Source organism: Mesorhizobium prunaredense, from assembly GCF_900156895.1.
In the GTDB taxonomy this organism is placed as follows: domain Bacteria; phylum Pseudomonadota; class Alphaproteobacteria; order Rhizobiales; family Rhizobiaceae; genus Mesorhizobium; species Mesorhizobium prunaredense.
Genome location: NZ_FTPD01000067.1, coordinates 365,342 through 378,672 on the forward strand (window position 1 = coordinate 365,342; position 13,331 = coordinate 378,672).

General features: G+C 62.8%; 10 protein-coding genes and 1 other RNA gene. 6 read left to right on the forward strand and 5 right to left on the reverse strand.

What is annotated here, in order from left to right:
- Positions 1 to 250 precede the first annotated feature (250 nt).
- The gene (locus BQ8794_RS31020) at positions 251 to 1,624 is read left to right on the forward strand and encodes a serine hydrolase domain-containing protein (RefSeq protein ID WP_077383138.1); all 1,374 of its coding nucleotides are present in this window, start codon (positions 251 to 253) and stop codon (positions 1,622 to 1,624) included.
- Positions 1,625 to 1,662: 38 nt separating this feature from the next.
- Here the strand turns inward: BQ8794_RS31020 and BQ8794_RS31025 are convergent, their stop codons facing one another.
- The 4 genes from BQ8794_RS31025 to BQ8794_RS31040 form a co-directional block, all read right to left on the reverse strand.
- Positions 1,663 to 3,315: an alpha/beta hydrolase gene (locus BQ8794_RS31025; RefSeq protein ID WP_077383141.1), complete on the reverse strand. Its 1,653-nt coding sequence runs from the start codon at positions 3,313 to 3,315 to the stop codon at positions 1,663 to 1,665.
- A gap of 423 nt (positions 3,316 to 3,738) precedes the next feature.
- Positions 3,739 to 4,425, reverse strand: coding sequence for a class I SAM-dependent methyltransferase (locus BQ8794_RS31030; protein WP_077383143.1), 687 nt, complete (start codon positions 4,423 to 4,425; stop codon positions 3,739 to 3,741).
- Positions 4,422 to 5,669, reverse strand: coding sequence for a BtaA family protein (locus tag BQ8794_RS31035; RefSeq protein ID WP_077383146.1), 1,248 nt, complete (start codon positions 5,667 to 5,669; stop codon positions 4,422 to 4,424). Before BQ8794_RS31035 ends, BQ8794_RS31030 begins: the two co-directional genes overlap by 4 nt.
- Positions 5,670 to 5,751: 82 nt before the next feature.
- Entirely contained in the window at positions 5,752 to 9,648 is a 3,897-nt protein-coding gene (locus BQ8794_RS31040) for a hydantoinase B/oxoprolinase family protein (protein ID WP_077383149.1), read from the reverse strand.
- A gap of 200 nt (positions 9,649 to 9,848) precedes the next feature.
- Between BQ8794_RS31040 and BQ8794_RS31045 the strand changes: the two genes are divergently transcribed.
- The 3 genes from BQ8794_RS31045 to BQ8794_RS31055 all read left to right on the forward strand — a co-directional run bounded on the left by BQ8794_RS31045 (position 9,849) and on the right by BQ8794_RS31055 (position 11,821).
- Positions 9,849 to 10,046 carry a hypothetical protein gene (locus BQ8794_RS31045; protein WP_077383151.1) on the forward strand — a complete coding sequence of 66 codons (198 nt, stop codon included), beginning with the start codon at positions 9,849 to 9,851 and terminating at the stop codon, positions 10,044 to 10,046.
- A 297-nt stretch (positions 10,047 to 10,343) separates the two neighbouring features.
- Positions 10,344 to 11,063 carry a J domain-containing protein gene (locus BQ8794_RS31050; protein ID WP_023798724.1) on the forward strand — a complete coding sequence of 240 codons (720 nt, stop codon included), beginning with the start codon at positions 10,344 to 10,346 and terminating at the stop codon, positions 11,061 to 11,063.
- Positions 11,060 to 11,821 (forward strand): N-acetylmuramoyl-L-alanine amidase, encoded by a 762-nt coding sequence (locus BQ8794_RS31055; protein WP_077383154.1) that lies wholly within the window; start codon positions 11,060 to 11,062, stop codon positions 11,819 to 11,821. The genes BQ8794_RS31050 and BQ8794_RS31055 overlap by 4 nt, the downstream gene beginning before the upstream one ends.
- 164 nt (positions 11,822 to 11,985) lie before the next feature.
- On the opposite strand, the gene BQ8794_RS36935 is transcribed toward BQ8794_RS31055, so the two are convergent.
- A complete protein-coding gene (locus BQ8794_RS36935; RefSeq protein WP_244555181.1) occupies positions 11,986 to 12,324 on the reverse strand; it encodes a hypothetical protein in 339 nt (112 codons plus the stop codon).
- Here BQ8794_RS36935 and BQ8794_RS31060 point away from each other — a divergent pair.
- Together BQ8794_RS31060 and rnpB are read left to right on the forward strand one after the other, a co-directional pair.
- A complete protein-coding gene (locus BQ8794_RS31060) occupies positions 12,314 to 12,796 on the forward strand; it encodes a lytic transglycosylase domain-containing protein (protein WP_342188916.1) in 483 nt (160 codons plus the stop codon). The two genes, BQ8794_RS36935 and BQ8794_RS31060, sit on opposite strands and share 11 nt — an antisense overlap.
- A gap of 59 nt (positions 12,797 to 12,855) precedes the next feature.
- Positions 12,856 to 13,253, forward strand: an RNA gene (gene rnpB / locus BQ8794_RS31065) — RNase P RNA component class A.
- Positions 13,254 to 13,331: the final 78 nt, after the last annotated feature.

Sequence of the window (13,331 nt, forward strand, 5' to 3'; positions counted from 1 at the left end):
CGTGCCCCCAAGCGATCGCCCCACAGGACCGCTCTCCTATCTTAAGACGCGCCGCAACGGCGCGCCTTAATCGTTGTTTTTATGCATGTCGTTTGTCCCAAAACCGCTGCGCACTTTTGGGCCGACATGCATCAGTGATCGCCGATCATGGTTGATATTCCGTTGACAGCGCTCGACCAGAACCGCGATTTTGCCGAAGCAATGGCGGCAAATCAATGGCATGGATGAGCGTCCGGGGAGAGTCGGAAGAATGCAGACTGTTCTGAGGCTGGCGAAATGGCTGCTCGGGCTGGCTGTGCTGGCGGTCGCAGCACTCGCTGCCTGGCTGTATCTGGCGCCGCCGGAACTGATCCGTGTCGGCTCGGGCTATACGGCCAAGATCGTCTGCTCGAACGTCTTCATCGCCGGACGCGATGCCGATGAGGTGCTCGCCGTCGACGTGCAGGCGCCGGGCCATCCACTGCTGCGGCTGATGCGGGTGTCCGTCGACAAGGAGCAGGGCACGGTTTCGGCCGGGCTGTTCGGCGTGTTCGGCAAGAGCGTCGCTGTCGTTCGGGACGGGCTTGGCTGCACCGCGGTTCCGGGCGGCGACATCGCCAGGGCCAAAGCAGTCGCCGGGCCGGCGCTGACACCGGCGCCACCGCTCGACGCGCTCTGGCCGGAGGGCGACAAGGTCGATGCCTCACAAAACCCCGAAATCGCGAAAATCCTCGACGATCCTGCAATGACCGGCGCCGGTATGCGGGCTGTGGTGGTGGTCAGGAACGGCCGCATCGTCGCCGAGCGTTATGGCGAAGGCTTTACCGAAAAGACGCCGCTGCTTGGCTGGTCGATGACCAAGACGGTCAATGCCGCGATCGTCGGCACGGTGGTGAAGGACGGCAAGATGGTGATGACGAACCAGGGCCTGTTCGGACCCTGGAAAGCGGACGGCCGCGCCGCCATCAGCCTCGCCGACATGATGGCAATGTCGAGCGGGCTCGAGTTCAACGAGGATTATGGCGACGTCACCGACGTGACGCGGATGCTTTATCTCGAGCCTGATATGGCGGGCTTTGCCGGATCCAAGCCGCTGACCGGCGAGGTGGGCAAGGTATTTTCCTATTCAAGCGGCACGGCAGCGATGCTGTCGCGGCTTTGGCAGGATGCGGTCGGCGACAAGGACGAGGCGTTGGCGTGGCCGAGGGTTGCGCTGTTCGACCCGCTCGGCATGCGGAGCGCGGTGCTGGAGGCCGACGAGCACGGCACCTTCGTCGGTTCATCTTATCTCTACGCCACCGCTCGCGACTGGGCGCGCTTCGGCCAATTCCTGCTGCAGGACGGTGTCTGGAACGGCAAGGAGATCCTGCCTGCGGGCTTCGTCGCCTGGATGCGGGAGCCCGCGCCTGCCTCGAAAGTCTATGGCAGGGGCCAGGTGTGGATCGAGGGTCCGGGCGACGAAGAGAGCCCCGGCGCCGGCACCGCTGCGGGCCTTCCAAGGGATAGCTATTGGATGCAAGGCCATGACGGGCAGACGGTCGCCGTCATCCCCTCGCAGCAGCTTGTAGTGGTGCGGCTCGGCCTGACGCCGGCCAAGCTCGGCTACCGGCCGCAGATCATGCTGGCAGCGCTGGTGAAGGCGTAAGCAAACCGCTCGCATAACGCGCTCGTCGTAGGCAGCGATCACATCCTGCCGCGAGCGGCAAGATACTGCTTCAATCGCGCGATCTGGTCGGCAGACCAGCCCTGCGGATCAGTCACCGCGAGCCACGCGTCGACGTAGTGTTCGGGCGCAAAGACATGACCATAGCCCATCGGCGTATTGGTCGCGACGGCCATGTCAAGGGCCAACTGTAGCATCGATACCACCGGATACCACCGCAGTTCCGGCGAGACGTCCGGGCCGCGTGGAGCGTCCATCCACTCGGGACGACGATAGAAGTCGCGATAATCGAAAAACGTAATCGCATCGCTGGCATATTGGAGGTAGACAATGCGCATGGGACCCCAAGGCGCGTCCGCCGGACCGGTCTCGCCATTCTGGTTCATGAAGCGGACGAACGAACCGTTCCGGAACCGCGGCAACCAAGCGGGCGTACCGGCATTGCGATGCTCCGTTATGCTGCGCCAAATTCTGCTCTCAAAGGGCGGACCGCTCCACAGCGCCCCTTGGACAGGATCACCAAGGATCTCGAAAAGCTCCACCGATCTCTCGGAGTTCATCGCTCCGAGGCTCAGGCCATGCAGATAGAGTTTGGGTCGCCTGTCGTCGGGAAGCGTCGTCCAGTATTCATAGACTGCGGCAAACAAAGCCCTTGCTGCTTCCGAGCCGTATTCCGGCTCGACCAGCAACGATAGCGGGCTCGACAGATAGGAGTACTGCTGGGCAACACTCGCCACGTCGCCATTGTGGAGGTATTCAACCGTATCCATCGAGGCGGGATCGATCCAGCCACTTCCGGTAGGCGTGATGACGACCAGTACGGAGCGTTCGAAGGCCCCGACGCGCTTTGATTCCTCAAGGGCAAGTTGCGCCCTCTCTTCGGCAGTGTCGGCCGCCCGAAGCCCCACATAGACCCGGATGGGTTCGCGCGCATCCTTATGCGTGAACGTGCTTATCTCGCTAGCGGTAGGTCCCGTCGCGATGAACTCTCGTCCTGCCCGTCCAAGTTCTTTCCAGCTGACGAGGGAAGCGGCACTGCCGGTCTTGAGCGGAGGTGTCGGCTGCGCTCGATCCGGTTCGACGAGGGCATCAAACGTTGCGAAGGACGAATCGGCGACGTAGAGCGCGTAGCGGACGAGCACGCCATTTGCGACCGCCCAGAACAACAGTATCGCGACAGTGAAACCGATCACATTCGAAACCCTGCGGGGGACGAAGCGGCCCGACCTTTCTGAAATCAAACGGGAGATGCGTTTGAAGAGCCGGGCCAGCGCGATGAGCATCAGGAACGTGACGATCGCGATGACGCAGACTTCAAGCGGATGCGCGCTCGTCACAGGTTCGAGGTGCATCAGTTGACGGATTGAATTTTGCCATTCCGCTGCCCACCATAAAAACAAGATGGCGATTGCTGCGCAAATGGCCGCGACGGCGATCTTGAGAGCAAGCAGGAACCGCTCACGCGGTTCTGGAAGCTCCATATAGGCCCACAGCCAGCGCCACGCGACTCCGATGCCGTATCCGGCCGCGAAACATGCCCCGGAGAGCAGGCCCTGGGTCAGATAGGTTCGAGGAACAAGGGTCGGCGTAAGAGAAGCTACGAAGAACAGCGTGCCCACGACGAGGCCGCCGGCAGAAAGCGAGCGCCATAACTTTGTCACCCAGTTACGCATTTGGCCGCTTCGCTTCTCCCAGGATAGTGGTCTCGCGATGAATACGACCAGCCCATCATGGCTTGCTCTCGCGTTTTGTAGAAGGAGGGCAGGATAAATTTCCAGCTGCTCCGCGTGGCAAGTCGCAATATCTGGTTGAGTTGCATTGCGATCGCCAAAAATCCCCGTCGCTGTTGGAGAGCCGATGTTTGCAAATGGCGCGACCGCAACGGGAAGCCCGGACGAGTCAAGAGGATACTCGGTTGAGCGTTGGCCTTTCGCGCCGGAAGACATAAGCGGCGTTCGCCAGGTCTAGTCTAAGCCGATTCAGAGTTCGTTCTCGTGAAGAGCGTGGCGAGGTGGACAGCAAAGTCCGCTCCTGACGCGCGAAGTTGCCCGTCTTCGACTCCGGCTCGGCCTGACCTGAATTTCAACACACCCTGACTAGCTGCGCTGCCCGACCACGGCGAGCCAGGCGTAGCCGCGATAAAGCGTTCTGAACCGAAGGCTTGCGCCATTCCGCTCGGATTCCGATTCCAGAACGTCGCGCAGCGATGCACGCGGCTCGACATGGAATTTTCTCAACCAGCCGCGCAGCAGCGTGCGGAACCAGCGGGGCAGGGCCTCCTGCTGGCCGAAATCGACGACGTGCAGCGAACCGCCGGGTGACAGGGCTGCAAGTGCCGCGGATATGGTCTTCTCCCAGCCGGGGATCATCGACAGCGAATAGGAGACAAAAATGCGGTCGAAACTTTCGACGGAAAATAGCGCCTTCGCGTCGAAATCAGTGGCGTCGCCGCGCGCCAGCTTGACGCGGCCGGACAGGCCTTCGCGGGCAATGGCAGCAGTGGCCGTTTCCAGCATTTCGGCTGAAATATCGAGACCGAAGAAGCGGGCGTCGGGATAAAGGCGGGCGGCGAGGACGATGTTGCGGCCGGTACCGCAGCCGAGTTCAAGCACGGTGCCGCCGGCCGGAACTTCCAGCCCTGATATCAACCGGTCGCGGCCGAGCAGGTAATATTTGCGGGTCAGGTCGTAGATGTGGCGCTGCCAGCGGTAGACGCCGTCCATCAGCTCGCCGTGCCCGGCCGGCGGTTCGCCGTGCCTGGCCGGCAGTTCGGTCGCGCTCATGCCGCCTGCTTCACATAAAGGTGGAAGCCGCCATAGATGGCCGAACGGTCGCGGGCCGAGAATTCGCGCGAGGCCTCGTCCGCATAGCTCCACTGGTCGAGCAGCGAATTCGAGACCCGGCCGGGCAACAGGCTGGGTTCGGCCGCAGTGCGGAAGATGACGCGGGCATCGGTCGACGCGGTGCGGGTGATCTCGGCCCACAGCGCATTGAGCTGGTCGTCGGTCATCCAGTCCTGCGCGTCGAGCAGGACGAAGCGGTCGACCGAACCGGCATCCTTGCCGGCAAGGAATTCGATCAGATTGGCATGGTGGATGGCGACGCGGTCGACATGGTTGCGGATTGCCTGGTAGTTGCGTCTTTCGAGATAGGCAGGCAGCGCCGCCTCGCCGGGATTGGGGTAGCGGCGGGCAAAAGCCTGCCAGGCGAAATAGTTGTTCTCCAGCGGAAAGTCGCAGGCGAGCTTTTCCAGCCGGGCCTTCAGCACGCTGGCCATGGTGCCGTCGCCCGAGGTGATCAGCGAATCGTACTGCGCCGGCGGAATGCCGAGGCCGAACAGCGAGGCTTTTCGCGATGTTGCCCATTTCAGCAACGGTTTTTCGAAGACCGGCGCCAGCTCCTCGTCGAAGAAGCGGCGCTGGTCGGCCAGGCTTTTGGCTTCCATGATGCCGGCCGGATCGACGCCGAAGAATTTGGCGGTGCGATGGCCCATGGCGATGAACAGGCCGAGCAGGCCGGTCTGGTAGAAGTTGCGGTCGAAGACGGCGATGCGGCGACGCCGGCGCCAGTTGCGATGTTCCCAGTAATGGCGGCTGACCGGGTCGAGATGCGGCGCGATGAAACGGTCGTAGGCCTGCGAATTGTGACGGGTCTCGGCAGCACCGAAGAAACGGAACAGGTCGCCCTGCGACGGCAGATGGCGCACCGCTTCGAGCTTCATGCGGTTGAGCGCGATATGGGCGGCGTTGAGATCGACGGCGTCGATCCGTTCCGGCGACCGGGTGAGATAGGCAAGGATGTTGCAGCCGCCCGAGGCGATGGTGACGACGCGGTGGCCCTGGCCAAGCTGCATCGCCTCCATGTCGACGTCGGGGTCTTCCCAGATCTGCGGATAGACGAGGCCGGAAAACAGCAAGGCGAAGAGCCGTTCTGAGAGGCCGGCCTTCGACAGCGGGCGGTTCTGGTAGACGGCCTTGCCAACTTGCTTGCCGCGGCGAAAAACCAGTTCTCCGGAAATATCCGTCATGACAAGGCGATTCCCCGTTTGCTCTGGCGCAAGCGGGTAGCGCTCAGCGATGACAGATGGATGACAGTCTGTTGAGGCGAATTCAGGCCTTGCCAAATCCGCCCGGCGTCGGCGTCGTCACGATGACGGCTTCGCCGGCATCGAGCAGCGTCTGGTCGCAAGCCTTCAAAACTTCGATGCGGCCATCCTTGCGGCGGACCTTGGTCGAGCCGATCTCGCCATCGCCGCCGCCGTCCCGGCCTTGCGGCGGGCGGCTGCGATGCGAGGACAGGATGGCGCATTCCATCTTTTCGAGGAAACGTATGGTGCGCTCGGTGCCGTCGCCGGCACTCCATTTGCCTTTGCCGCCGGAGCCTTCGCGGATGTGGAAATCCTCAAGTAGGACGGGGAACCGCAACTCCAGCACTTCCGGGTCGGTCAGGCGCGAATTGGTCATGTAGGTGTGGACGCCGGAGGTGCCGGCAAAGCCGCGACCGTTGTTCATCCGGCCTGCCGGCGAGCCGGAGCAGATCGTCTCGTAATACTGGTACTGCTTGTTGCCGAAGGTGAGGTTGTTCATCGTGCCTTGCGCATTGGCCATCGCGCCCATGGCGCCGAACAGCGCATTGGTGACATGCTGCGAGGTCTCGACATTGCCGGCGACCACCGCGGCCGGGTAGGTCGGCTTCAGCATGCAACCCTCGGGAATGATGATGTTGATCGGTCTCAGACACCCGGCATTCATCGGGATCATGTCCTCGACCATGACGCGGAAGGCGTAGAGCACGGCTGCGCGGGCGACCGGCTCGGGGGCGTTGAAGTTGTTCTTCATGACCGGCGACGTGCCGGTGAAGTCGACGGTCGCCTCGCGCCTTTTCCGGTCGACCGATATTTTTACCTTGATGACTTGGCCGGTGTCGGTCGGATACTCGTATACCGAGCTGTCGGGCAACCGCTCCAGCACGCGGCGAACGCTTTCGGCGGCATTGTCCTGGACATGGCCCATATAGGCTTCGACCACGCCAAGGCCGAAATGCTCGACCATCTTGCGCAGCTCGGCAACGCCCTTTTCATTGGCAGCAATCTGCGCCTTGAGGTCGGCGATGTTTTGGTGCGGGTTGCGTGCCGGGTAGGGGTGGTCGGTGAGCAGCGTCTCCAGCTCGTTCTCGCGGAACCGGCCGCGATCGACGATGCGGAAATTGTCGAACAGCACGCCTTCCTCGTCGACGGTGGTGGCGAGCGGCGTCATCGAGCCGGGCGCGGTGCCGCCGATGTCGGCATGATGGCCGCGCGAGGCGACGTAGAAGAGGATCTTTGGCGATTGGCCCGGCAGGGCAGAGGGGGGCAACGTCGAGCGCTCAGCTTCGCGATATGCCGCCTCGCCACTTGGAGGCGTTAGCGGGACAGCGCCCCCCTCTGTCGGCTTCGCCGACATCTCCCCCACGAGGGGGGAGATTGGGCGCTCTTTCTCAAACACCGGCGTCACCACCGTAATGTCAGGCAGATGCGTGCCGCCATTATAAGGCGCATTCAGCGCAAAGACGTCGCCGGGGTGGATGTCGCCGGAGTTCAGCCGGATGATGGTTTCCACCGAACGGTCCATGGAGCCGAGATGCACCGGCATGTGCGGCGCGTTGGCGACCAGCGCGCCATTGCGGTCGAAGACGGCGCAGGAGAAATCCAGCCGTTCCTTGATGTTGACCGAATAGGCGGTGTTTTGCAGCGTCACGCCCATCTGTTCGGCGATCGACATGAACAGGTTGTTGAACACCTCCAGCATGACCGGATCGGCCTCGGTGCCGAGCGCCGCCAGCCGGCGCTTTTTCTCGATGCGACGCAGGAGCACGTGGTTCTTGGCGGTGATTTCGGCCTGCCAGCCCGGTTCGACGACGATGGTCTGGTTCGGTTCGATGACCAGGGCAGGGCCGGCAAGCTTGTGCCCCGGTTTGAGCGCCTCGCGGCGGAAAATGCCGGCGTCTCGCCAGGTGCCGTCGATGAAGATTTGCCGATTTTCCGAAGGGCTTGCGGCGATGTCCTCAAGGATTGAATCACTTTCCTCGCGGCCGGCGCCGCCGCTGTCGATACCTTCGACGCCGACCGATTCCACGATCATCGGCTTGTCGTCATAGACGAAGCCGAACTGCGCCTTGTGGGCGGCTTCGAAATCCGCCTTGGCGCGTGCGATCGAGCCGCGCTCGAAATTCACCGGCAGCGCGGTGTCGGTGCCGTCATAGCGGATCTGCAGCACCGGTTTCGAGGTGACCGCGTCCTCGGCAATGCCTTGCGCGGCAAGTTCGTCGATGACGGCTTTTCGCAATGTCGCGATGAGCTCGTCGATTGCCGGCCTGGACACTTCCGCCAGCGGTTTCAGCAGCGCCTGCTGGCGCGACGAAAAAATCGAGGACAACCCAATGCCATAGGCCGACAGCAGGCCGGAGAACGGATGGATCAGCACCGCCTCCATGCCGAGTGCGTCGGCAACGAGGCAGGCGTGCTGGCCGCCGGCGCCGCCAAAACAATTCAGGAGATACTCGGTGACGTCGTAGCCGCGCTGCACGGAAATCTTCTTGATGGCGTTGGCCATGTTTTCGACGGCGATGGTGACGAACCCTTCGGCCACCGCCTCCGGCGTGCGGCCGTCGCCGATTTCGGCGGCGAGTGCTGCGAATTCCTCGCGCACGGCTTGCACGTCGAGCGGCTCGTTCTGGCCGGGTCCAAAAATGGCCGGGAAGAAGTCGGGCTGCAGCTTGCCCAGCATGACATTGGCGTCGGTGACGGCCAGCGGGCCGCCGCGCCGGTACGCGGCCGGGCCGGGATTGGCGCCGGCCGAATCCGGCCCGGCGCGAAAACGGCCGGCCTCGTAGTGCAGGATGGAGCCGCCGCCGGCGGCGACGGTGTGAATGCGCATCATCGGCGCGCGGATGCGCACGCCGGCAACCTCGGTGTCGAAGGCGCGCTCATAGTCGCCGTCGTAGTGGGCGACGTCGGTTGAGGTGCCGCCCATGTCGAAGCCGATGACCTTGTCGAAACCGGCGAGCTTTGCAGTCTCGACCATGCCGACGACGCCGCCGGCCGGACCGGACAGCAACGCGTCCTTGCCCTGGAACATATCGGCGGCGGTAAGGCCGCCGGACGACATCATGAACATGAGGCGGGGGGATTCCCTCCCCCTTGAAGGGAGGGTGGCGGTGAAGCCGCCGGGTGGGGTCGGCTCGACTGGGTTCGACGCTCTGGCGGTGCCTTCTGAGACGACCCCCTCTGTCGGCTTCGCCGACATCTCCCCCTCGAGGGGGGAGATTGGCGCAACGCCCAGCTCTTCTGCCACCCTCTGCACATAGCGCGACAGAATCGGCGACAAATAAGCGTCGACCACGGTCGTGTCGCCGCGTCCGACCAGCTTGATGAGCGGCGAGACCTCATGACTGACCGAGATCTGCGAAAACCCCAGTTTCCTGCAGACTTTTGCAACCGCCTTTTCGTGGTCGGGATATTTCCAGGCATGCATGAACACGATCGCCACCGCGTCGATGCCGTCGGCCCTGGCTTGTTCGATGGCCGGGCGCATGGCGGCGATGTCGAGCAGCCTTTCGACGCGGCCGTCGGCGCGCACGCGCTCGTCGACCTCGATGACGCGCTCGCTGAGCTGTTCGGGAAGGATGATCTGCTTGGCGAAGATATCGGGCCGCGCCTGATAGGCGATCCTCAGCGCGTCGCGAAATCCCCTGGTGATGAGCAGCAGCACACGGTCGCCCTTGCGCTCCAGAAGCGCGTTGGTGGCAACGGTGGTGCCCATCTTGATGTCGCCGATCAAGCTGGATGGGATCGGCGCGCCGGATTTTAGTCCGAGCAGATCGCGAATGCCCTGGATGGCGGCGTCGGCATAGGCTTCGGGATTTTCGGAGAGCAGCTTGCGCGGGTGCAGCCCGCCTTGCGGGTCCCGGCCGATGACATCGGTGAAGGTGCCGCCGCGGTCGATCCAGAAATCCCATTTGGCGGTCACGGCAGCTCTCCCAGGCATTTTATTGATTCAAATGTGCTAATTCGCCATGGTTTGGTGTTAATTCGCCATGGCTTCGCCGGCAACGCAAAAGCAGATGATGTTACATACGGAAACGCAACGTTATGAAACCCATGGGGCATTTGGTGCATTCTGTCCTCGATCGTCACCGGTAGCGGGGGCGTGATCAGAGGAGAGATGTCATGAAGAAACTCATTCTTGCGTCGGTTTCGGCGCTTGCCCTGCTTGGCGTTGCGGCTTGCAGCGACAGCGGCACGAGCGGCGACGCCACCACCACGCAGAGCACCAATCCGCCGGCGAACGAACAGCCGATGCAGCCGGCTCCTGATGCGACCAAGCCGGCCGAGCCGGCTCCGGCCCAGCCTGCGCCGGCGCAGTAGTCCTTATGTGATGAACAGAAGGCCGGCATCGTGCCGGCCTTCTGACGTCAGGACAGTCTCTTGCGGCCGCCGCCGCAAGCTTGGGCGCGGCCCAGCAGAAGGGGCCGAAATGGCGAGGTGACGAAGGCTTGCAGTTTCGCGTGCTATGGCCGCTGCTGCCTGCTAATTTTCCATGATCGACGGTTGTGCCAGCTGCTCAGGCGGCCGCGAAATCGGCTGGGCCGGCCCTGCGGCATTGTCTTCAGCTTGATAGCGGTGGGCTTGATAGCGGTGGCCAGTTAGCCCTAATAGGTGCCCATGTCGATTTGGGATCGCCTCGGCGACTTCATCACACGCGTTTCGTCCTCAACCTCGTCCGGCGTCGCCGACGTGGTCGAGGCTGTGCGCACGGTTTTCTCCGGCGACCCCGACCTGCGCCGGCGCGTCGCCTTCTCGGTGGCGATGATCGCGCTGTCGGCCAAGATGGCCAAGGCCGACGGCATCGTCACCCAGGACGAGGTGCGCGCCTTCCAGCAGATATTCGAAGTGCCGAAGGAACAGACGCGCAATGTGGCGCGGCTCTACGATCTGGCCAAGCGTGACATCGCCGGCTTCGAGACCTATGCCGCACGGATGGCGCAGCTTTGCGGCTCCGGTCATTCGAACTGCGCGATGCTGGAGGACATTCTCGACGGGCTGTTCCATATCGCCAAGGCCGACGGGCTGGTCCACGAGCGCGAAGGCCAGTTCCTGCATCGCATCGCCGAGATCTTCCGGATCGAGGAGGCGCATTACCAGAGCATTCTGGCCCGGCACGTCGACCTGGGTGCGGCCGATCCCTATGTCGTGCTCGGCATCGAGCGGGGAAAAACCTTCGAGGAGGTCAGGAAGCGTTATCGCAAGCTGGTCTCGGACAACCATCCCGACCGGCTGATCGCACGCGGCCTGCCGCAGGAATTCATCAAGATCGCAACCAGCAGGATAGCGGCCATCAACGCGGCCTATGAGATGATCGAACGGGGCCTGCGGCACGCATGAGCGGCTTCCTGCCCGACGAGCCGATCGCCGAGGTAAGGGTATCGCCGAATTTCGGTCCACGACGCGAGAAGCCCGACATGATCGTGCTGCACTACACCGGCATGGAGACCGGCGCCGGCGCCGAAGCATGGCTGTGCGATCCGGCCAGCGAGGTTTCGTCGCACTATCTCGTCCATGAGGACGGCCGCATCGTCCAGATGGTCAGGGAAAGCGACCGTGCCTGGCATGCCGGCAAGAGTTCCTGGTTCGGACGCAGCGACATCAACTCCTGTTCGGTCGGCATCGAGATCGTCAATCCGGGGCATTCGCTGGACTACCGGAATTTTCCGAAACGGCAGATCGATGCCGTGATCGGCCTGTGCAAGGGGATTGTTCAGCGCCATTCCATCCCAGCTCAACGGGTGCTGGCCCATTCCGACGTGGCGCCGGGACGCAAGATCGACCCGGGCGAGAGATTCCCCTGGAAGGCCCTGTTCGAGGCCGGTGTCGGCCATCTCGTCGAAGCGGCACCGCTCAGGCGCGGCGCGGTGCTGAAGGCCGGCGACGCGTCTGCCGAGGTCGAGGCGTTGCAGTCGATGCTGGCGCTCTACGGTTATGGCGTGGAGATATCAGGCGCTTTCGACCGGCAAACCGAAATTGTGGTCGAGGCTTTCCAGAGGCATTTCCGGCAACGCAAAGTGGATGGCGTGGCCGACGGATCGACAATTCGCACGCTGGAACGGCTGCTCGACTCGGTGAGGGCAGTTCCGCCCAAGTAGTCTTTTCCTGGCTGTAAGTTACAGCCTGTCACTTAAAGTGACTTGCCTCGCCTTTTTTGCCGCCAATTCGGCCGTCAAAGGCGATCCGTGCAAGTTGTCGGACCTACAGCCTCCCAAATGTTCCGACGTTGATTGGCGTAGCTGCGTGAAGTTCTTCGCGCGGTTCAAACAGAACAGGATCCCATGCAGAAATTGACCGTTTTAACGGCAGCTGTTGCTGCCGGCGTAATAACTTTTGCCATCGGTGCGGCCAATGGCGCGCCTTTGAGCCAGCGAGCCGACCAGGGTTTCATGACCGCGTCCGATAAGACTGCCACGCCGAAAGCCGGGCAAGACGCCGGGGAAAAAAGGACAGCCTCCGCAACGGTGAAAAAAGCTGCTGCGGTGAAGGCGAAAAAGCCAGCATCCGCAAAGGCGGAAAAGGTCTCTGCAAAGAAGGCAGTCTCTGCAAAGAAGCCAGTCGTTGCAAAGAAGGCAGTCTCCAGGCGGCATGTGAAGCGCAACAGGACCCGCATCGACCAGGCGACGACGGCGTCGATCGGCCGGAAAAGCCAGGCGGCGGCGCCGAAGCCGGCGGCCGCTGGCGATAGCGGCCAGTATTCGACGATCATCGAGCGTCATGCGGCCAGCAATGGTGTGCCGGTCTCGCTCGCCAAGGCCGTCATCATGATCGAGAGCAGGTTTCAGCCGAACCAGGTCGGCAGCGCCGGTGAGATCGGCCTGATGCAGATCAAGCCGTCGACGGCGCGGATGATGGGTTACAGCGGCTCGATCAAGGGTCTCCACGATCCCGAGACCAACATCAAATACGGCATGAAATACCTCGCCATGGCGCGCAACCTCGGCGACGGCACGACATGCGGCACGATCCTGAAGTACAATGCCGGCCATGGCGCCAAGCGGATGAACCCGATTTCCGCGGCCTATTGCGGCAAGGTCAAAGTGCAGTTGGCCGCGCTTGGAGCGCCGGCGTAATAGACCGGGACCTGCTTTTTTGTTTGCGTTTTCGAATGTGAATCCCTTTATACGCCTTGCCAGCTGGCCGGGCGGCCGCACCCGCGAAGCCGAAAGGCTGCGGGTGAGGAAAGTCCGGGCTCCATGGAGACACGGTGCCGGTTAATGGCCGGCGGGGGCGACCCTAGGGAGAGTGCCACAGAAAGCAAACCGCCACGATCCGTCGTGGTAAGGGTGAAAGGGTGGGGTAAGAGCCCACCGCGCGACTGGCAACAGGAGCGGCACGGTAAACCCCACCGGGAGCAAGACCGAATAGGGGCGGTGCGAGGGGAAACCCTCGAGGGCTGTTTCCGGCTCACCGCCCGGGTAGGTTGCATGAGGCGCATGGCAACATGCGTCCAAGATGAATGGCCGCCACGTTCTCGCGCCGCAAGGGGCGAGGGCCATACAGAACCCGGCTTACAGGCCAGCTGGCAATTTCGTCCAGGTTCTACAAGGAAACTCCCTGATATCAGCGGGTTGCGTCTTCGGGCGCGCCTGCTGGTTCAGGCGCTTC